Genomic DNA, 18,853 nt, shown 5'->3' on the forward strand with positions numbered 1-18,853 from the left:
CCAATCGAGAGAACAGAATGTCGAACAAGAAAGTGGATGTGTTGCTGGTGGGGGCGGGTGTGATGAGCGCCACGCTGGGCAGGTTGCTGGCGCTGCTCGATCCGTCGCGCACGATCATGCTGGTGGAGCAGTTGTCGAAAACGGCGCAGGAATCTTCCCATCCCCTGCACAACGCCGGCACCGGCCATGCCGGTTATTGCGAACTGAACTACACGCCGCAAAAGAAAAACGGCGAGATCGAAATCGCGCGCGCGCTGAAGATCAACGCCGACTTCGAGCAGTCGTTGCAATTCTGGGCGCACCTGGTCGAGCGCGGCGACATTGCCGATCCGGCCCGTTTCATCAACCGCGTGGCGCACCAGAGTTTCGTCGCCGGGGCGGACGATGTGGATTTTCTGCGCCGCCGCCACGCGGCGCTCGCCGCACACCCGCTGTTCGCGGAAATGGAATACAGCACCCGCCATGCGCGCCTGTCCGACTGGATGCCGCTGGTGATGGCGCAGCGCGGCAGCCATGAAAAGCTCGCCGCCACCTATGTCGCGCACGGCGCGGATGTGGATTTCGGCGCACTGACCCGCAAGCTCATCCATGCCACGGCAAAGTCGGACGCCTTCGAGCTTCACCTGTCGCATGCGGTGACCGGCATCAAACGCCATGCCGACGGCTGGCACGTGCGCATCGAGGATGCGCACACCGGCGCGCGGCGCACCGTGGTGGCGCGCTTCGTGTTCATCGGCGCCGGCGGCGCGGCGCTGCCGCTGCTGCAAAAGGCCGGGGTGGAAGAAGCGCGCGGCTATGGCGGATTCCCGGTCAGCGGGCACTGGCTGGTGTCGCGCGCGCCGCATCTGGTCCAACGCCACGCCAGCAAGGTCTATGGCAAGGCGCCGGTCGGCGCACCGCCGATGTCGGTGCCGCACCTCGACCTGCGCGTGATCGGCGGCGACAAGGTGCTGCTGTATGGGCCGTTTGCCGGCATCACCACCAAATTCCTCAAGCAGGGGTCGCGCTTCGATCTGGTCGCTTCGCTGCGCGGGGGCAACCTCGCGCCCATGCTGGCGGTGGCGCGCGACAATCTCGACCTGATGCGTTATCTCGCGGCGCAAGCCATGCAGGGATTCGACGACCGCGTGGATGCCCTGCGCGGTTTCATGCGCGATGCGGACGGCAAGGACTGGCAACTCGCGCCCGCCGGCAAGCGCGTGCAGATCATCAAATCCTGCGCCGAACGCGGCGGGCGGCTGGAGTTCGGCACCGAGATCGTCGCCACCCGCGACGGTTCGCTGGCCACCCTGCTCGGGGCCTCCCCGGGTGCTTCCACCGCGGTCTCGGCCATGCTGGAAGTGTTGCGGCATGCGTTCCCGCAGGAAATGAAATCGGCTGCCTGGCAGCGCGTGCTGCACGAGATGATTCCCGCCCTCGGGGTCAAGCTCGACACGCACCCGCGCGAACTGGACGCGGTGCGCCGACACACCCGCCGCGTGTTGCGGCTGGAGCCGGCCGGTCAAAAATAGTGGTTGAGTAGCAACTGTTCGAACTCGTGCGCGGGAATCGCGCGGGAATGCAGAAATCCCTGGGTGAAGTCGCACCCCATCGCCGTCATGATGTCCAGCTGCGCTTGCGTTTCCACGCCTTCGGCAATCACCTGCAGCCCCAGTCTGTGGGCCATCATGATGATGGCCTCCACCAGCGCCGTATCATTCTCGTTGTGCTCCAAATTGCGAATGAACGACTGGTCGAGCTTGATGTAAGCGACATCCAGTTTTTTCAGATAGTACAAGGCGGAGTAGCCGGTGCCAAAGTCGTCGATGGCGAGCTGGATACCCGCCTCGCGGTAGGCAGACAGTTCCGCCCTGACGGTGGCCGAGTTGCCCAGCAATACGCCTTCGGTGATCTCGATCAACAGGTTGCGACCGAGGGTTTTGTTGGACTCCAGATGGGGCTGCCATTTGCTGTGGTTCATTTTGGACTGGATTTGCAGCGGGGAGGCGTTGACGCTGATCTGGAAGTCGAGGCTGTAGCGCGAGGCCCATTCGCGCGCCTGCCGTGCCGCCTGCGCAAACACCCACGCTCCGATCTCGTGGATCAGCCCGGATTCTTCCGCCTGCGGGATAAATTCCGCCGGGTTGATCAGACCGCGCTGGGGATGGAACCAGCGCAGCAAGGCTTCCGCCTTGTGAATCCGGCCGCTGCGGGTCTCCACAATCGGCTGGTAATGCACCTGGAACTGCTGTTCGGACAGTGCGGTGCGCAAATCGTGCTGGATTTGCAGGCGAAACAGCGCGGCATCCTGCATGGCGCTGGTGAAATAGCTGAAACGGTTGCGCCCCGCGTTTTTGGCGACATACATTGCCTGGTCGGCATTCTTCAGCATGTCGTCGAGACTGACGGCATCCTCCGGGAAGAGCGTAATGCCGATACTGGCGGAGACATAGGCGACCGCCCCATCCAGCTTGAATGGGCGTGCCAGCGCGGTCAGGATCGCGATTGCGATTCGCTCGGCAATGGTGCGATCCTCCAGTTCGGACAGAATGAGCGTGAATTCGTCGCCGCCCAAACGGGCGACCGTGTCGGATTCGCGCACGCAGGTGGTGATGCGCTGCGCCGCTTCAACCAATAGCGCATCGCCCTGGCCGTGGCCCAGCGTATCGTTCACCTCCTTGAAGTGATCGAGGTCAAGGAACATCAGCGCCAGTTTCGTCTGGCCGCGGTGTGCCTTTTTGATGTCTTGCGCCAGACGATCGTAGAACATGCGGCGGTTGGGCAGGCCGGTCAGCTGATCGAAGTTGGCTTGCTTCCAGATCAAATCTTCCGATGCTTTTCTTTCGGTGATGTCCTGCGCCGTTCCCATCGACCGGACGGGATTCCCTTCCGGATCAAAGTGGGTTTCGCACTGTTCTTCAACATACTTGATTGTCCCATCGGGCATGCGTGCGCGGTGGGTGATGCGACACGGTTCTCGCGCTTCCATGGCGCGCATGAAGGTGTCATGCACCGCGGCACGATCCTCCGGGAAAATGGCCGCCATGAATTCTTCGTACGTTTCCGGCGGGCTGGCCGCGTCCCATTGAAAAATGTTGAAGACTTCATCCGACCATGACATTTTGTTGGTGCCCAGTTCGAGTTCCCAGTGGCCGATCCGGGCAATGCGCTGGGCATTGTTCAGGCGCGCCTGATGGCGGCGCAGTTCTTCTTCAGTCGTTTTGTATGGGGTGATGTCATGGATCACCGCGACCACTTTCTGCGGGCGGCCGTCCGCGTCCAATTTGACCTGGCCACGGTCCTCGATCCAGCACACCGTTGCGTTGATCCGCACCCGGTAGATGGCATGGTAGTCATGGCCGCCGGTTAGCGCCTGTTGCAGCGCGCGTAACGGGATCTCAGCGTCTTCCGCCACAATGGACTGCAGGAAAAATTCTTTGCTGGCCTGCCCGGCCTCGAGACCGAGGTAGCGGAAGATTTCTTCCGACCAATGCATCCTGTTCGTCGCGAAGTCGTATTCCCACACCCCCATATGCGCAGCCTCCAACGCCAGGCGGAGGCGTTGATCGCTGCTGCGCAGTGCGTCCTGCAATTGTTTTTGCTGGGTGATATCGCGCATTGTGCTGATCACGTGCGCTGCGCCGTTCAACCGGGTGACCACCGCGAACAGCGATCCGCGAACGGTTTGGCCGGCGCGGGTCTGGAACGTGGTCTCCAGGTTTTCGCAGCGGCCCCGGCGGGTCAGCTCGTGCACCATGCGTTCGCGGTCGGCCCCGTTCGTCCACAGGTTCAGATTGAGCGTGGTGTTGCCGATGGCTTCTGCGCGGCTGAAGCCGGAAATTCGCACGAACGCCTCGTTCACGTCGGTGATGCGGCCGTCGGCGAGGCGGCTGATCAGCATCAGATCGGGATTGGCCTCGAAGATCTGCTGCAGGCGCGCGGAGGTTTCCTGTACCTCAATTTCGGCTTGCTTCTGCGGGTTGATGTTGAGCGTGCCGCCCTCGGCGAGCAACGGCGTCCCTGCCGCATCGCGCCGGGTGATGCGCCCCCGGGTTCTGACCCAGCCCCAGCCGCCGGTGTGCTGTGCGATCCGGTAGGCCAGGTTGAAATCGGGTGCGCCGGGCGGGAGTGCGGCCTGGAACTGTTGCAAAAACGGGCCTCGGTCGTCCGGGTGGACCAGTTTCAGCCAGTCGTCAACGCTATGCGCTTCGATCAAATCCGCGCCGAGCCAGGCCATCGCTCGCCCGTCGTAACGCAGTTGCCCGCTGCTCAGGTCGAGTTGCCAGAACACCATCTGTGCTGTGTCAATGGCGGAGGTCAGGTCGTTTTTCAGGGCTTGTTGTTCGATGCGGGCGAGTTCCGCCAGCAGGCGTTCTACGAAGTAAAGGCTGGCGGGGGCGGCCAGGCCGGCGGCGACGAGCCCGGTCAGCAGGTACTCGGCACTGACCTGTCCGTTCAGCAACAGGTCCATGCCGGACACGATCAGCTCGACGGCAAGCAGGACGGCCAGCGAGACCGGTACGATCAGGCGCCAGCCGCGCAATCGACGCAAGGTAAGCAGAAGACTGTCATTCACGACAGGCTTCGGGCAAGCGAACGGATGAACGAGGGGCACACATTTTCTTTCTGCGTTAATTTTGTGAAAGATGCAGCCGGGCCGCGTCATTCTCCCAGACTTCCACGGGAGGCGCCAACGGTTGCTGCTTCGCGCCTCGGCAAGCAGGGCGCTGGTCTATAATCGGCACCGTTTTTACAAACTTTAGAGGTCATCGTCATGGATACCCAGATTCGCGAAGCGGCCCTGCAATATCACCGCCAATCCCCGGCGGGCAAGATCACGGTCAATGCCAGCAAGCCGCTGCATACCGCGCGCGACCTGGCGCTGGCGTATTCGCCCGGCGTGGCGGCCGCCTGCGAGCTGATCGTGGCGAATCCAGCCGAGGTGCGCAACATGACGTCGCGCAGCAATCTGGTCGCGGTCATCAGCAACGGCACGGCGGTGCTGGGGCTGGGCAATATCGGCCCGTTGGCGGCGAAGCCGGTGATGGAGGGCAAGGCGGTGCTGTTCAAGAAGTTCGCCGGCATCGACGTGTTCGACATTGAGATCGCCGAGAACGATCCGGACAAGCTGGTGGAGATCATCGCCGCGCTGGAGCCGACCTTCGGCGGCATCAATCTGGAAGACATCAAGGCGCCCGAGTGTTTCTATGTCGAGCGCAAGCTGCGCGAGCGCATGCGCATCCCGGTGTTCCACGACGACCAGCACGGCACGTCCATCATCGTCGGCGCGGCGCTGATCAACGGGCTGAAAGTCGTCGGCAAGAAAATCGAAGAGGTCAAGCTGGTGGCGAGCGGGGCAGGCGCAGCGGCGCTGGCCTGTCTGGACATGGCGGTGGCGCTCGGGGTGCGGATGGAAAACATCATCGTCACCGACATCAAGGGCGTGGTCTATACCGGCCGCACCGAAGAGATGGATGACAACAAGGCGCGTTATGCGAAGGACACCCGGGCGCGCACGCTGGGCGAGGTGATCGCGGATGCGGATATTTTCCTGGGGCTGTCGGCCGGCAACGTGCTGAAACCGGAGATGGTGAAACAGATGGCGCGGCAGCCGCTGATTTTTGCGCTGGCAAACCCGGTGCCGGAGATTTTGCCGCAACTGGCGCTGGCAGCCAGGCCGGATGCCATCCTGGCGACGGGGCGCTCCGATTTCCCCAACCAGGTGAACAATGTGCTGTGTTTCCCCTATATCTTCCGCGGCGCGCTGGATGTGGGGGCGACCACCATCAACGAGGCGATGAAGAAAGCCGCGGTGTATGCCATTGCGGCGCTGGCCGAGGCGGAGCAGTCGGAAGAAGTCGCCGCCGTGTACAGCGAGGAGAGCCTGAGTTTCGGGACGCAGTATCTGATTCCGAAACCGTTTGATCCGCGCCTGATCTCCAAGGTCGCGCCCGCCGTGGCGCAGGCGGCCATGGACAGCGGCGTGGCGACGCGCCCGATCGGCGACATGCACGCCTATGTCGAACAGCTTTCCGGTTTCGTCTATCACTCCAATCTGCTGATGAAGCCCGTGTTCGAGATGGCGAAGAAGCTGCCGCACCGGCTGGCCTACGCCGAGGGCGAGGACGAGCGCGTGCTGCACGCGGTGCAGACCGTGGTGGACGAGGGCATCGCGCGGCCGATTCTGGTGGGCCGGCCCGCCGTGATCGAGGCGCGTATCGCCCGGCTCGGGCTGCGTATCCGCGCCGGCCATGATTTCGAGCTGGTCAATCCGGACGACGATCCGCGCTACCGCGAATACTGGACGGAATATCACCGCCTGATGGCGCGCAAAGGGGTGACGCCGGAAGTGGCGAAGCGCGAGATGCGCCGCCGCAGCACGCTGATCGCCGCGATGCTGGTGCGCATGGGGGCGGCGGATGCGATGCTGTGCGGCACGGTGGATCAGCCGCTGTATCACCTGCGCTATATCGACGAGGTGATCGGGCACCGCCCCGGTGGGAGCGTGTACGGCGCCATGAACATTCTGCTGCTGCCCAAGCACACCCTGTTCATCTGCGACACGCACGTGAACCTCGACCCCGGCGCGGAAGAGATCGCCGAGATGACCTTGCTGGCGGCGGAGGAGGTGCGTTACTTCGGCATCACGCCGAAGGTGGCGCTGCTTTCGCATTCCAACTTCGGCAGCCATCGGGATGCCTCGGCGCGCAAGATGGCGCGCGCGCGGGAGTTGCTTGAGTTGCAGGCGCCCGAGCTGGAAGTCGAGGGCGAGATCCACGGCGATGCGGCGCTGTCGGAAACGATGCGCGGCGGGATATTTCCGGCGGCGCGCCTGAAGGGACAGGCGAACCTGCTGGTGATGCCGAATCTGGATGCGGCCAACATCGCCTACAATCTCCTCAAGATGACGGCGGGCGATGGCATCACCATCGGCAGCATCCTGCTGGGGGCGAACAAGTCGGCGCATATTCTGACTTCGACCGCGACGGCACGCCGCATCGTGAACATGAGCGCGCTGGCAGTCGCCGGCGTCAAGACAAGGAGCGAGTGATGAACAAGCAGGAAGTCGAGTTGTTGAGCCAGGAGATCGAGCTGCTGATGGCGGAGCGCGCGCGCCTGCTCCGGGTGGTGGGGGCCGCGGCGGTGCTGGTGGCCAATGTCGAAGTCGGCCTGTTGCAGCCGAAAGCGGTGGAGCCCGCAGAGAAGATCTCCGAGTACCTCAATGCCTTGCCCGAGGAAACCCTGCGCGATGCGCTCGAAGCGGTAAAGGCGCGCGGATAAACCAGCGGCATGGACGATGTCTAAACAGAAGATCGGACTCATCCTCACCGGCGGCGGCGCGCGCGCCGCCTATCAGGTCGGGGTGCTGAAGGGGCTGACCGAGTTCACGTCGTATCGCGCCAGGCTGCCGTTCGATGTGGTCTGCGGCACGTCTGCCGGCGCCTTGAATGCAGTGACGCTGGCGGTCAATGCGCGCCATTTTCGCAAGGGCGTGCGCTACCTGCTCAACATCTGGAACAACGCGCGCGTGACCGACATCTATCGCGCCGACACGCTGGGGGTGCTCGACAATAGCGTGCGCTGGCTGCTGGGTCTCCTGTTGAGCATGTTCGGCAGCAATCGTCTGAACCGTGTTTCGCTGCTGGACAATTCGCCCATGCGCACGTTCCTGGAACGCGTCCTGCCGTGCGAGCTGATCCAGCGCCAGATCGACGACGGCGTGTTGCATGCGCTGGGGATCACGGCGTCCGGCTACGGTTCTGGGCATTCGGTGACGTTTTATCAGGGAGTGCCGGAGATTGCGCCGTGGAAGCGCGCCCGCCGGGTCGGCGTCCCGACCCACATCGATATCCAGCATCTGCTCGCCTCTTCGGCCATCCCGTTCATCTTCCCGGCAGTGCATGTCAATCGCGAATTTTTCGGCGACGGATCGATGCGCCAGGTCGCGCCGATCAGCTCGGCCCTGCATCTGGGGGCGGAGCGGGTGCTGGTGGTCGGGGTCGGCCAGCGCGCGGCGGACGAGGGCGACCAACGCACCAAGATCGAGCACTATCCGTCGCTGGCCGAGATTGCCGGACATGCGCTGGACAGTATTTTTCTCGACGGGCTGGGGGTGGATCTGGAGCGTCTGCAGCGCATCAACCATACCGTGAGCGCGATTCCGGAGGCGCTGCGTTCGCAGTTCACGCTGCGCAAAATCGATGCGCTGGTGATCACGCCCAGTCAGCCGCTGGAAAAAATCGCTGAGCGCCATGTTGCGCATCTGCCGTGGACGATCCGGGTGCTGTTGCGCCTGCTCGGGGTGCGGCGCGGTTCCGGTGCCAATCTGGTCAGCTATCTGCTGTTCGAGAAGGAGTATTGCCGTGCGCTGATTGAACTGGGGTATCAGGACACGCTGCAACGGCGCGCCGAAATTACCGAGTTCCTGCAACAGGGCGGGGCGCCGCTCTGTACCGATCTGGCGCAATGAATCCCGTGCCGCAAAATCCGCTGCGCCCGAGGACCTTCGCCCTGCTGAGATGTCTGGCCGACGGCGAATTCCATTCCGGCGAGGCGATGGCCGGACAGCTGGGCCTGTCGCGGGCTAGTGTGCATAACGCCTTGCAGGAAGTCGGCGCGTACGGCCTGGACTTGCATCGCGTGCGCGGACGCGGGTACCGCCTGGCGCGTCCCTTGTACTGGCTGGATGCGGCCGCCATCAAAGAACAGATGGCCGGGGCGGGGGCACTGCAACTGGAGATCATCGATCATGCGACGTCAACCAATGCCATGCTGTTGCAGCGCGCGGCACTGGGCGCGCCATCGGGCAGCGTGCTGGCGGCGGAATGGCAGAGCGCCGGTCGCGGGCGTCTGGGGCGGGCATGGCATGCCGCGCTGGGCGATGCGCTGACCTTTTCCGTGCTCTGGCGCTTTGCCTGCGGCCTTGGTGCGCTGTCGGGCTTGAGCCTGGCGGTTGGGGTTGCTGTGTTGCGCGCGCTGCACGAATTGGGGGTGGGGGAGGCCAGCCTGAAATGGCCCAACGACATCCTGTTGCCCGAGGGGAAATTGGCCGGTATTTTGCTTGAGGCACAGGGCGATATGCTGGGGCCAAGCGCGGTTGTGATCGGCGTCGGACTCAATCTGAACTTGAGCGAAACCGCCCGCGCGGCGATCGATCAGCCGGCGGGCGCGCTTGCCGCCGTGCCATTGCGTGATCGCAGCCGCGTGCTGGGCATCCTGTTGCGCCATTTGTGGCAGGTGTTGCACCTATTCACGGCGCACAGCTTCGCCGCGCTGAAAGCCGAATGGGAACGCGGCCACGCGTTTCAGCAGCGCGAGGTCAGGCTGTCGTTGCCGGATGGGACGACCTGCGCGGGGCGGGTGCTGGGGGTGACCGACGAAGGGGCGTTGCGCGTGGCAACGGCAGCGGGCGAACGCGTGTTTCACGCGGGCGAGATCAGTTTGAGGGGAGGCTGAATGTTGCTGCTGGACGTGGGAAACAGCCGCTGCAAATGGGCGCATGTCGTGGCCGGACACTGGGCGCAACGCGGCGTGATCGAGAATGCCGCCGTCGAATCGCTGCTACCGGTATTCGCCGGCTTGCCGCCACCGTCACGGGTGCTGGTGTCCAACGTGGCGGGCGCCAGCATGACCGCACGCCTGCGCACGCTGCTGTCACTCTGGTCATGCGAACCCGCCTTCATCACGGCTGCGGCGGAACAGTGCGGCGTGCGCAATGGCTATCGGTCGCCGCAGCAGCTCGGCAGCGACCGCTGGGCGGCGCTCGTCGGCGCATGGCAGCAAGAGCGCGGGGCCTGTCTGGTGGTCAATTGCGGCACTGCCACCACCCTGGATTCCCTCTCCGGCGAGGGCGAATTCATGGGCGGGGTGATCGTGCCTGGCATGGCCCTGATGTGCGAAAGCCTGTCGAACCGCGCGGCGCAATTGCAGGCCGGTGACGGAGCGGTGCGCGATTTTCCACTGAATACCGCAGATGCGATTGCCAGCGGCGCACTGCGCGCAACTCAGGGCGCGATCATGCAGCAGTTCGGCCTGCTGCAGCAGCGCTGCGGGCTTGCACGCTGCATCGTCAGCGGCGGCGCCGCCGAGCCGGCCGTGGCGCAACTGACCGTACCCTATCTGTGGGTGGATGAACTGGTCCTGCGCGGTTTGCAGGTGATGGGAGAAAACGAAGCATGAGCCGCGTATGGTTGATCCTGTTGTTGCTGGTCAATGTACTGTTCTTTGCCCTGCTGCGCTGGGGGGCGTTGCTGGCCGAGGTGCCGGACGTCTTGTTGGCGCAGGCAGAGCTCAATGCCGAAAAGATCACGTTGCTGGATACGACGGCCTTGCGCCTGCAGGCCGAGTCTGAAGCCGCCAGCGCTGCTGCGGTCAGCGCGCAGGACGCGCGCGCCGAGATCGTTGCCGCGCCGGCCTCGCGCCTGAGTCCGGAGTTGGCCGCTCCCCCCCGAGCGGCCCGCTGCCTGGCGTGGGGCGAGTTCTCCGGCGAGAATCTGGCACGGATAAACGCTGCACTGGAGGCGTTGCAGCTGGGCGACAGGTTGCAGCGGCGCACGGTTGAATATGCCGGCGGCTACTGGGTGTACATGCCGCCACAGAAGAATATCGATGGGGTAAATAAGAAAATTGATCAGCTCAGGAAACTGGGGGTGAATGACTATTTTGTGGTGCAGGAAGCAGGCGAGTGGCTGCATGCCATTTCGCTCGGCGTGTTCCGCACCGAGCAGGCTGCCCGCAATTTCCTGGAAGTGCTTAAAACAAAAGGGGTGCGCACCGCCAAAGTGGGGGAACGGCAGAGCAAACTCAAATTTACCGTGTTTGAAATGGGCGGGATTGATGCGGCAACCGAAGAAAAACTGCACCAGATGCAGCGCGATTTTCCCGATAGCGAGCTGAAATCCGCAGACTGCAATTGACAGATGTCCCCTAAATCAGCAAAATGCCGCCCTCTTTTTGACCGGACGCTGTCCCGTCGAAACGCTTCCTGGTGATATAGCTCAGTTGGTTAGAGCACAGCACTCATAATGCTGGGGTCGGTGGTTCAAGTCCACCTATCACCACCAATCAATCCTCTCGAAAATTCCGAAGATGTATGAAACTTCGCAGAGTTAACCCCCGATTGTCAACGAGCAATATCATTCCCCGCTAATGGATCATCCGGGTTGAATTTGAGGTTCTCATGTTAGACATACAAGCTTTGCGCAACGATCTGGCCGCGACGGCCACACGCCTGGCGACCCGCGGTTTTACCCTGGATACGGCCAGATTCGAGCAATTCGAAGCCGAGCGCAAGACCCTCCAGACGCGCGCGCAGGAGTTGCAGGCCAAGCGCAACGCCACTTCCAAACTGATCGGCCAGGCCAAGGCCAGGGGTGAGGATACGACAGCCATCATGGCGGAGGTGGGCGCGCTGGGCGAGGAGTTGAAGCAGCTCGAAGCCAAGCTGCCGCAAGTGCTGGCCGACATGGACGCCTTCCTCGCCGTGATCCCCAATGTGCCACACGCCAGCGTGCCGGTCGGCAAGTCCGAGGCGGATAACGTGGAGATGCACAAGTTCGGCGAGCCGCGTCAGTTCGACTTCGAGGTGCAGGACCATGTCAGTATCGGCGAAGGTCTGGGCGGACTGGATTTCGAGACCGCGACCAAAATTACTGGGGCTCGCTTCTCGTTGTTAAAGGGGCCGTTGGCGCGCATGCATCGTGCACTTGCACAGTTCATGCTGGATACGCATACCGACAAGCATGGTTACACCGAGACCTATGTGCCATACATCGTGAACTCGAAGTCGATGCGAGGCACAGGTCAATTGCCTAAATTTGAAAAAGATTTATTCCAAGTTAGCTTTGGCGGTGTCCAAGGGAAGGCGGCCGAAGTAAACATTTACACTAATGAGGAAGAAACCGAGTTTAAGACCGAGTTTGAAAATTGGTATCTGATTCCAACGGCCGAAGTCCCGGTGACAAACATGGTGCGCGACGAGATCGTGCCGCTGGAAAAGCTGCCGCTGAAGTTCGTGGCGCATACGCCGTGCTTCCGCAGCGAGGCGGGTTCCTACGGGCGCGACACGCGCGGCATGATCCGCCAGCACCAGTTCGACAAGGTGGAACTGGTGCAGATGGTGCATCCCGACACCTCCTACCAGGCGTTGGAACAATTGCTCGGCCACGCCGAAACGATTTTGAAAAAACTGGGCTTGCCCTACCGCGTGGTGAAGTTGTGCACCGGCGACATGGGTTTCTCGTCCGCCACCACCTATGACATCGAGGTGTGGCTGCCGGCGCAGAATACCTACCGCGAAATTTCTTCCTGCTCCAACTTCGAGGCATTTCAGGCGCGGCGCATGCAGGCGCGTTTCCGCAACGCGCAAGGCAAGCCCGAGTTGCTGCATACGCTGAACGGCTCCGGTCTGGCGGTGGGCCGCACGCTGGTCGCGGTGCTGGAGAATTACCAGAACGCCGACGGCAGCGTGACCATCCCCGACGTGCTGCGCCCGTACATGGGCGGCATGGAGAAGTTGTCCAAGTAAGGTGCGCAGATGAGTGTCGTCCATCTGCTCGGTATCGCCGGCGTCGCGGAGCGCGAGACCGCTACCGCCCGGCACTGGGCGCGCCGCCTGGAATGGCCGATGGTCGGCGTGGCGCTGTGGATCGTGCTGCAGTGGTATCTGGAAGAGACTGGCGGCCTCTCCCACGGCGTCGCACGCATCGCCGACTGGCTGGTGTGGCTGGCCTTTCTGCTGGAGACCCTCATCCTCACCGTGCAGGTGCGCGACAAGCGCGCTTACCTGTTCGGCAACTGGCTAAACCTGCTCATCATCACTGCGGGCTTTCCGTATTTCTGGCAGTTCGCGCCGCTCATCGGCATGCTGCGCAGCGTGCGGCTGCTGCTGGTGGTGGCGCTGCTGTTGCGCATGTCAAAATCCGCACGCAAGCTGCTGTCGCAGCACAGGCTGGGTACCACCCTCATCGTCGCCTTCGTCGCCATGGTGCTGTCCGGCATCATCATGTCGCGCGTCGATCCCTCGATCGGCGACGTGTGGGACGGCATGTGGTGGGCCTGGGTCACCATGGCCACCGTCGGTTACGGCGACGTGGTACCGCATACCGGCGCGGGCCGTCTGTTCGCCTCGCTGGTGGTGCTGTTCGGGGTGGTGCTGATCTCCTTGCTCACCGCCAATCTGGCCGCCTTCTTCATCGGCGGCGATGTGGAGAAGATTGAAGTGGAAGAGCGCGAATCCGACCGGCTGCTGAAGGATATCTCGGCGCGGCTGGAGCGCGTCGAACAGATGCTGCAGGAGCAACGCGGGCGCGACTGAATGCCGGGCGTGCCAGGCGGTCGGAGGGGTGCGGTCAGTTGGCAGAGAGGAAGGGAAAAAGCAGTGCATCCGGCAGTTTCCCCTCCGCATCAAGCCGCTTCAGCATGTCGTGATAGAGCCGCACCGTCTCGACGTGCACCACCGCTTCGCCGCCGCGCGCCCGGCCGAATTTGGTGTTCTGGGCATATTCCGGGCGCGAGAGCAGCGGCATTACGCGCTTTACGTCCGCCCACACATCCGGGTCCAGTCCGCGCTGCAGAGTCATGATGCGCGCGTCTTCCAGATGTCCCATGCCCTGGTTGTAGGCCGCGAGTGCCATCCACAAACGGTTTTGTTCGGTGATGCGCAGGGGCAACTGTTCTTTCAGCAATTGCAGGTAGCGCGCGCCGGCCATGATGCTTTCGCGCGGATCCAGCCGGTTCGCCACGCCCATGCGGTCGGCGGTCGATTCGGTCAGCATCATCATGCCGCGCACATTGGTATAGGAGGTGGCGTTGGGATCCCAGCGCGATTCCCGATAGGCCAGGGCGGCGAGCAGACGCCAGTCGATCCCGGTCAGACCGCCCGCATCCTCGAACCATTGCCGATAGCGGGACAGCACATCGCGCACATCGGCGATGAAGGCGGTGATGTCGATGGCGTTAAGGCGGTCGTTATGGCCATAGTAGCGGTCGATTGCATGCTGCAGTTCCCGGCTGTTGCGGATTCCCGCGAAAAAGGCGTTGGCCTCTTCCAGCAGGGACTGGTCGCCCTCCGCGCTGATGGCCCAACTCAATTCGGAATCGCTGTTCAGGCTCAAGCCGCTGCCGAGATCGGGGAAATAGTTGCGCAAGGTGGCGAGCTGTTCATCGTTGGCGACGGTGCAATCGATCTCTCCTTCCGCCAAAGCCTGCAACAATTGGGTGGCCGTGGTTTCCCTGCGCGATTCCCACACCAGTTCGTCGTACTCCTCGCGCACCTTGCGCAAGGCCCACTCCTGCGCCGATTCGCGGGCAACCACCAGTTGCCGGGCATACAGCCCGCCGATGCTTCTCGGCGTGCGTTCATCGCACACCACGCGTTCATCCAGCCGCTGGTAGGACGTGCTGTAGCGCAGCGAGGGATTGGAATGCGAGCGGAACCCCGCGGCCAGGTGCGCGCGCCCCGCGAGCAGGGCGGCGACCGCCTCGTCGGGCGGCAACTTGAGCAGTTTGACGCGAAGATTGAGATGCTTGCCAAACAGCGCCAGCAAATCCGACTCGAAGGCCGAATCGGTGACCATGCTCTTGTCCGGTACCACCGCCACCAGTTCGCCGCTGCGCCAGTCCGGCACGGGGGGCGAGCTCATGGCCTTGATCGCCAGCCAGGCAAACAGGCCGATCAGCACGATCACTCGCAAGGGGTACAGGCTGCGCATTGTGGGCTGTCATGCAGTTCCGGATGAAGGTGAGCAACATTCTGCCCGAAATCGCAACCTTGCTGGTAAAATGCGCGCCCTTCGCGGATGGCAAGGCGCAACTGGCGCGACTTGAAGCGAAGCGAGTCTCGGAGAGGTGGCAGAGTGGTCGACAACACGGCTGCGAAGCGGACGTGTTGCGGTGAGGCTAACCTGCTTGCAGGTTAAGTCGCGAAGCGACGGCCGGAACCAATGTACCTGACCAGGTACATCTCGGGACAAAGCAGCAAATATTGCATCATCAGCAGTACCGAGTTACGGAGAGGTGGCAGAGTGGTCGAATGTACCTGACTCGAAATCAGGCGTACGGTAACCCCGTACCGAGGGTTCGAATCCCTCCCTCTCCGCCAAACACAAACCGCCCCGCGTGGGCGGTTTTTCAGTCGCAAGAATGTGGGTTTCCCAGGGCGCGGCAAACCGCTTGCGTTCGAAAAGATGAGATGGGTGTTGCCAGCACTGGAAATGCAAAGCAAACGGGGCGGTTGCCGGTCAATGCGGGCGCAGCGGGATGCGCGAGCGGTCTGGAAGCTTCTCCCCTGTCTTGTCTGCGATGCGGTGCGTCATCGCGCCGGTCATTCAGTGGTACATCGCTCCTGTCACAACCGAGTTCCGTTCATTCCATGCCCGCCGGCTTTGCCCGCATCTTGGCCGTGATGTAATCGGCCTGCGAGAGGTGCAGCAGTTCGGTCATCCGGCGCATCAGGTGGTTTTCGTGGGCGCCGAGGTGGCGGTCGGCATAGGCGACTTGCCACATGTATTCGGCGATGCGGACCTTTTCTTCGCGAGACAGTTCGCGGTTGAGCAGCGAGGTGAACTGGTAAAGATCGCTGGCGTGCCGCGCGGTCTCTTGGCCCAGCGCAGAGAGTCGCTGCCCTTCACTATCGCTGAGCTGGAATCGTTCCTTGAGGGCGCGCATGACGGTGGCCAGCTCGGCCTCGCTGCTCGCGGCATCTGCGCGCATGACTTCTACCAGCAGTACGGCGGTGGCGAGTTGCAGGGTGTGGGTGGGTTGCTGCGCATCCTGGTTCGGGGTGATCAAGTGGGCGAAGAATTCGTTCAGTTTGCTGAGCATGATGTTTGAGTTGCGATGTTGAAACGAGTACGCGTTGGTTAATAGTGGGGCGGTCTTTCGTTAGCGGTGGGGCCTGTGTTGCCGGCTTCTGCAAGCGCGCGGAACTGGGCGGCGAGCTCGCGGCAGCAGTCTTCCAGTCGTTCGATCTTTTGTTGTTGCTGGTAGATCGTCTTGTTCAGTTCTTCGATCAGGTCTTCCTGGAAGGTGATCTTTTCTTCGATGTGGATGAGGCGTTCGTCAGTCATGTGCGTGTTCGGGATATGAAGCAGTGGGTCGGGGCGCATTGTAGCGCGGTACGGCGGTCTGCAATTTGGGTATGATTGCGCGCGTTATGCGGTTGCAGGGTTCGTCAGGCAACCACGATGGATTTTTTCACACTCACTATGTCACCAGCGCGGCACCTTTCCATCCGTCTGCTTGCTGCCCACCTCAAACACGGCGGGCTGGTCGCTTATCCCACCGAGTCCTGCTACGGCATCGGCTGTGATCCACGCAATCGGCGGGCGGTGCAGCGCATCCTGAAGTTGAAGCAGCGGCCGCAGCACAGGGGGCTGATTCTCGTCGCGTCGCACTATCATCAAGTCGCCTCTTTCATCCAGCCGCTCAAGGCTGCGGAGCAGTTGCGTTTGCAGCAGGAAGGCGCGCAGGCGGTGACGTATCTGATGCCGGCGAAATCTTCCTGCCCGCGCTGGTTGCGCGGGGGGCATGACACGCTGGCGGTGCGGCTGACGGGTCATCCTTTCGCCAGGCAGTTGTGCCGCAGCGCGGGCAGCGCGCTGGTTTCCACCAGCGCCAACCGCAGCGGCATGCGTCCCGCAAAGACCTATGCCGAATGCCGGCGCCTGTTCGGAAAAAAAGTGTGGGTTCTGCGCGGGCGCGTGGGAAAACGCAGGCAACCTTCGACGATTCGCGCATGGGGCGATGGTAGAATCCTGCGAAAATAATTTTTAACTCATCATTCCCGTGCGCAGGTATGTAGGTCGGGTTTCAAACCGACATGTCGGACTGAAGTCCGACCTACAAGTGTCTGCGCGGGAAGGACGGCAACACCGGAGAGCATATGAGCGACATCGATTCAAACCCCGTCAAGACCTTTTTGCTCGACTTGCAGGATCGTATCGTGCAAGGGCTGGAGGCCGTGGATGGCAAAAAATTCCTGCGCGACAAGTGGACGCGCGCCACGGGCAGCGGCGGCATCGGCAAGGGTGAGGGCATCAGCTGCATCATCGAAGAGGGCAATGTGCTGGAGCGCGGCGGCGTGGCGTTCTCGCATGTGCAGGGCGACAAGATGCCGGCTTCGGCCACGGCGCACCGCCCCGAGTTGGCGGGATGCCGTTGGGAGGCGCTGGGCGTGTCGCTGGTGATGCATCCGCGCAATCCTTACGCGCCGACCTCGCATGCCAACGTGCGCATGTTCATGGCGCACAAACCGAATGGCGAGAAGGTGTTCTGGTTCGGCGGCGGCATGGACCTCACGCCGTATTACGGCTTCGAGGAAGACGCCGTTCACTTCCATCAGACCTGCAAGAACGCGCTCGCACCTTTCGGCGGCGATCATCACGCGCGTTACAAGAAATGGTGCGACGAATACTTCTTCCTCAAGCATCGCAACGAGCCGCGCGGGGTGGGCGGCATTTTCTTTGACGACTTGAGCGAACCGGATTTCGAGACGGCGTTTGCCATCCAGCAGAGCGTGGGCAACCACTATCTTGAAGCCTATTTGCCGCTGCTGGAGAAACGAAAAGACACCCCCTACGGCGAACGCGAGCGCGATTTCCAACTGTATCGGCGCGGGCGTTACGTCGAGTTCAATCTGGTCATCGACCGTGGCACCATCTTCGGCCTGCAATCGAACGGCCGTACCGAATCCATCCTGCTGTCGATGCCACCCGTGTGCACTTGGCGCTACGACTGGCATCCTGCGGCGGGCACGCCGGAAGCGGAGTTGTACGAGAAGTTTCTGGTGCCCAAGGACTGGGTGTAAGGGGCGTGCGGGTCGGGTTCCAACCCGACAGGCGTCTGTGAATCGACAGCCATCGTCGGACTGAAGTCCGACCCACAGAGGATGACTAACCTTTCTGCATGAACTTTTCCAGATGTTCGAGGAACACCCGCGTCTTGTAAGGCGGGTAGCGGCGCATCGGCATCACCGCCCACGCGGGTACGCTGGGCAAAGTCCATTTCGACAGCACCCGCACCAGGCGTTTTTGCCGCACGTCGTCGGACACAAAACTTTCGGGCAGGGCGCCAATGCCCGCGCCATCCAGCAGCAACTGCTGGATCATGTCGGGTGAATTCAACGACAGTCTGCCGGGGGGGATTCCCTCCCACACGTCCTTGCCACGGGTCAGATGCCACGGCACGGCGCTGCCGTTGGCCGCAAGCAGGCGCACGGCGACATGGTGCGCGAGGTCGTCCGGGTGGCGCGGTGCGGGATGCAGGGCGAGATAGATGGGGCTGGCATAGAGTTCGAAGCGCTGGTCATCAATCTTGCGCGCGACCAGCGTCGCATCATCCTCCAGCGTCCCCATGCGGATTGCCAGATCGAAACGCTCGCCGAGCAGATCGACGCGGCGCGCGCCCAGATCGAGATCGAGCTCGATTTCGGGATAGGTCTCGATAAAGGTGGCGATGGCGCGAGAGCAATGCTGCCGGGCGTAATCGCCCGGCATCGAGACGCGCAGGTGGCCGCGCGGCGCCAGTTCCCGGCTGTGCACGAAGTCATGCAGATTGCCGACTTCCTCGCTCACGCGGCGGCAGTGGTCGAGGAATTCCTGCCCGTATTCGGTCAGGGCCAGACGGCGCGTGGTGCGCAACAGCAGGCGTTGCCCGAGTGCGGATTCCAGATTCGCCAGGCGGCGCGAGACCGTTGCCTTCGGCATGCCCAAGTGTTCGGCGGCGCGCGCCAGACCGCGCTGTTCAACGATGCTGGCAAACAGGATCATGTCATCGGCGGAGAGGTTATTCTGTTCCATTTATGGAACAGTGTATCCCGAAAAAAGGTCTTTATCTATTTTCGGACAAACCCTACCATGCAACTCAAGTTAGTGAT

General features: G+C 62.4%; 17 protein-coding genes and 2 tRNA genes. 14 read left to right on the forward strand and 5 right to left on the reverse strand.

The window, feature by feature from the left end; all coding sequences use genetic code 11:
- The first annotated feature begins 17 nt into the window (after positions 1-17).
- Positions 18-1,511, forward strand: coding sequence for a malate dehydrogenase (quinone) (gene mqo, locus ACKTSJ_RS08060; protein WP_407899120.1), 1,494 nt, complete (start codon positions 18-20; stop codon positions 1,509-1,511).
- Here the strand turns inward: mqo and ACKTSJ_RS08065 are convergent.
- Positions 1,502-4,555 carry an EAL domain-containing protein gene (locus ACKTSJ_RS08065; protein WP_407899122.1) on the reverse strand — a complete coding sequence of 1,018 codons (3,054 nt, stop codon included), beginning with the start codon at positions 4,553-4,555 and terminating at the stop codon, positions 1,502-1,504. The two genes, mqo and ACKTSJ_RS08065, sit on opposite strands and share 10 nt — an antisense overlap.
- Before the next feature lie 198 nt (positions 4,556-4,753).
- On the opposite strand from ACKTSJ_RS08065, the gene ACKTSJ_RS08070 reads away from it, so the two are divergent.
- From ACKTSJ_RS08070 to ACKTSJ_RS08110, 9 genes are all read left to right on the forward strand, one after another.
- Positions 4,754-7,030 (forward strand): NADP-dependent malic enzyme, encoded by a 2,277-nt coding sequence (locus tag ACKTSJ_RS08070; RefSeq protein WP_407899124.1) that lies wholly within the window; start codon positions 4,754-4,756, stop codon positions 7,028-7,030.
- The gene (locus tag ACKTSJ_RS08075; RefSeq protein WP_407899126.1) at positions 7,030-7,260 is read left to right on the forward strand and encodes a hypothetical protein; all 231 of its coding nucleotides are present in this window, start codon (positions 7,030-7,032) and stop codon (positions 7,258-7,260) included. Before ACKTSJ_RS08070 ends, ACKTSJ_RS08075 begins: the two co-directional genes overlap by 1 nt.
- 16 nt (positions 7,261-7,276) lie before the next feature.
- A complete protein-coding gene (locus tag ACKTSJ_RS08080; RefSeq protein ID WP_407899128.1) occupies positions 7,277-8,449 on the forward strand; it encodes a patatin-like phospholipase family protein in 1,173 nt (390 codons plus the stop codon).
- Entirely contained in the window at positions 8,446-9,435 is a 990-nt protein-coding gene (locus ACKTSJ_RS08085) for a biotin--[acetyl-CoA-carboxylase] ligase (protein WP_407899130.1), read from the forward strand. The genes ACKTSJ_RS08080 and ACKTSJ_RS08085 overlap by 4 nt, the downstream gene beginning before the upstream one ends.
- On the forward strand, positions 9,436-10,158 hold the full coding sequence (locus tag ACKTSJ_RS08090) for a type III pantothenate kinase (RefSeq protein WP_407899132.1): 723 nt from the start codon (positions 9,436-9,438) through the stop codon (positions 10,156-10,158). It abuts the gene before it with no gap.
- A complete protein-coding gene (locus ACKTSJ_RS08095) occupies positions 10,155-10,895 on the forward strand; it encodes an SPOR domain-containing protein (RefSeq protein WP_407899134.1) in 741 nt (246 codons plus the stop codon). Before ACKTSJ_RS08090 ends, ACKTSJ_RS08095 begins: the two co-directional genes overlap by 4 nt.
- Before the next feature lie 70 nt (positions 10,896-10,965).
- Positions 10,966-11,042 (forward strand) — tRNA-Met (locus ACKTSJ_RS08100).
- A 116-nt stretch (positions 11,043-11,158) separates the two neighbouring features.
- A complete protein-coding gene (gene serS, locus ACKTSJ_RS08105; protein ID WP_407899136.1) occupies positions 11,159-12,505 on the forward strand; it encodes a serine--tRNA ligase in 1,347 nt (448 codons plus the stop codon).
- Between the two features lie 9 nt (positions 12,506-12,514).
- On the forward strand, positions 12,515-13,294 hold the full coding sequence (locus ACKTSJ_RS08110; protein ID WP_407899138.1) for a potassium channel family protein: 780 nt from the start codon (positions 12,515-12,517) through the stop codon (positions 13,292-13,294).
- Positions 13,295-13,328: 34 nt separating this feature from the next.
- On the opposite strand, the gene mltF is transcribed toward ACKTSJ_RS08110, so the two are convergent.
- The gene (mltF, locus tag ACKTSJ_RS08115; RefSeq protein WP_407899140.1) at positions 13,329-14,690 is read right to left on the reverse strand and encodes a membrane-bound lytic murein transglycosylase MltF; all 1,362 of its coding nucleotides are present in this window, start codon (positions 14,688-14,690) and stop codon (positions 13,329-13,331) included.
- 11 nt (positions 14,691-14,701) lie between these two features.
- On the opposite strand from mltF, the gene ACKTSJ_RS08120 reads away from it, so the two are divergent.
- Entirely contained in the window at positions 14,702-14,875 is a 174-nt protein-coding gene (locus tag ACKTSJ_RS08120) for a hypothetical protein (protein ID WP_407899142.1), read from the forward strand.
- A gap of 113 nt (positions 14,876-14,988) precedes the next feature.
- Positions 14,989-15,079 (forward strand) — tRNA-Ser (locus ACKTSJ_RS08125).
- A 263-nt stretch (positions 15,080-15,342) separates the two neighbouring features.
- Here ACKTSJ_RS08125 and ACKTSJ_RS08130 read toward each other — a convergent pair.
- Together ACKTSJ_RS08130 and ACKTSJ_RS08135 are read right to left on the reverse strand one after the other, a co-directional pair.
- Positions 15,343-15,801, reverse strand: coding sequence for a TerB family tellurite resistance protein (locus ACKTSJ_RS08130; RefSeq protein WP_407899144.1), 459 nt, complete (start codon positions 15,799-15,801; stop codon positions 15,343-15,345).
- A gap of 38 nt (positions 15,802-15,839) precedes the next feature.
- The gene (locus ACKTSJ_RS08135) at positions 15,840-16,046 is read right to left on the reverse strand and encodes a SlyX family protein (RefSeq protein WP_407899146.1); all 207 of its coding nucleotides are present in this window, start codon (positions 16,044-16,046) and stop codon (positions 15,840-15,842) included.
- Positions 16,047-16,163: 117 nt separating this feature from the next.
- On the opposite strand from ACKTSJ_RS08135, the gene ACKTSJ_RS08140 reads away from it, so the two are divergent.
- Together ACKTSJ_RS08140 and hemF are read left to right on the forward strand one after the other, a co-directional pair.
- On the forward strand, positions 16,164-16,745 hold the full coding sequence (locus tag ACKTSJ_RS08140; RefSeq protein WP_407899147.1) for an L-threonylcarbamoyladenylate synthase: 582 nt from the start codon (positions 16,164-16,166) through the stop codon (positions 16,743-16,745).
- Positions 16,746-16,870: 125 nt separating this feature from the next.
- Positions 16,871-17,785: an oxygen-dependent coproporphyrinogen oxidase gene (hemF, locus tag ACKTSJ_RS08145; protein ID WP_407899197.1), complete on the forward strand. Its 915-nt coding sequence runs from the start codon at positions 16,871-16,873 to the stop codon at positions 17,783-17,785.
- Positions 17,786-17,870: 85 nt separating this feature from the next.
- Here hemF and ACKTSJ_RS08150 read toward each other — a convergent pair whose 3' ends face one another.
- Positions 17,871-18,776 carry a LysR family transcriptional regulator gene (locus tag ACKTSJ_RS08150; RefSeq protein WP_407899149.1) on the reverse strand — a complete coding sequence of 302 codons (906 nt, stop codon included), beginning with the start codon at positions 18,774-18,776 and terminating at the stop codon, positions 17,871-17,873.
- Between the last annotated feature and the right edge of the window lie 77 nt (positions 18,777-18,853).

This window comes from Ferrigenium sp. UT5, assembly GCF_045866295.1.
Lineage (GTDB): Bacteria > Pseudomonadota > Gammaproteobacteria > Burkholderiales > Gallionellaceae > Sideroxyarcus.

Coding starts and splice junctions, on each gene's coding strand:
- ACKTSJ_RS08085 (WP_407899130.1), top strand. CDS start 8,446: ATGAATCCCGTGCCGCAAAATCCGCTGCGCCCGAGGACCTTCGCCCTG.
- mltF (WP_407899140.1), bottom strand. CDS start 14,690: ATGCGCAGCCTGTACCCCTTGCGAGTGATCGTGCTGATCGGCCTGTTT.
- ACKTSJ_RS08135 (WP_407899146.1), bottom strand. CDS start 16,046: ATGACTGACGAACGCCTCATCCACATCGAAGAAAAGATCACCTTCCAG.
- ACKTSJ_RS08120 (WP_407899142.1), top strand. CDS start 14,702: ATGCAGTTCCGGATGAAGGTGAGCAACATTCTGCCCGAAATCGCAACC.
- serS (WP_407899136.1), top strand. CDS start 11,159: ATGTTAGACATACAAGCTTTGCGCAACGATCTGGCCGCGACGGCCACA.
- ACKTSJ_RS08090 (WP_407899132.1), top strand. CDS start 9,436: ATGTTGCTGCTGGACGTGGGAAACAGCCGCTGCAAATGGGCGCATGTC.
- ACKTSJ_RS08130 (WP_407899144.1), bottom strand. CDS start 15,801: ATGCTCAGCAAACTGAACGAATTCTTCGCCCACTTGATCACCCCGAAC.
- ACKTSJ_RS08140 (WP_407899147.1), top strand. CDS start 16,164: ATGGATTTTTTCACACTCACTATGTCACCAGCGCGGCACCTTTCCATC.
- mqo (WP_407899120.1), top strand. CDS start 18: ATGTCGAACAAGAAAGTGGATGTGTTGCTGGTGGGGGCGGGTGTGATG.
- ACKTSJ_RS08095 (WP_407899134.1), top strand. CDS start 10,155: ATGAGCCGCGTATGGTTGATCCTGTTGTTGCTGGTCAATGTACTGTTC.
- ACKTSJ_RS08080 (WP_407899128.1), top strand. CDS start 7,277: ATGTCTAAACAGAAGATCGGACTCATCCTCACCGGCGGCGGCGCGCGC.
- ACKTSJ_RS08070 (WP_407899124.1), top strand. CDS start 4,754: ATGGATACCCAGATTCGCGAAGCGGCCCTGCAATATCACCGCCAATCC.
- ACKTSJ_RS08110 (WP_407899138.1), top strand. CDS start 12,515: ATGAGTGTCGTCCATCTGCTCGGTATCGCCGGCGTCGCGGAGCGCGAG.
- ACKTSJ_RS08150 (WP_407899149.1), bottom strand. CDS start 18,776: ATGGAACAGAATAACCTCTCCGCCGATGACATGATCCTGTTTGCCAGC.
- ACKTSJ_RS08075 (WP_407899126.1), top strand. CDS start 7,030: ATGAACAAGCAGGAAGTCGAGTTGTTGAGCCAGGAGATCGAGCTGCTG.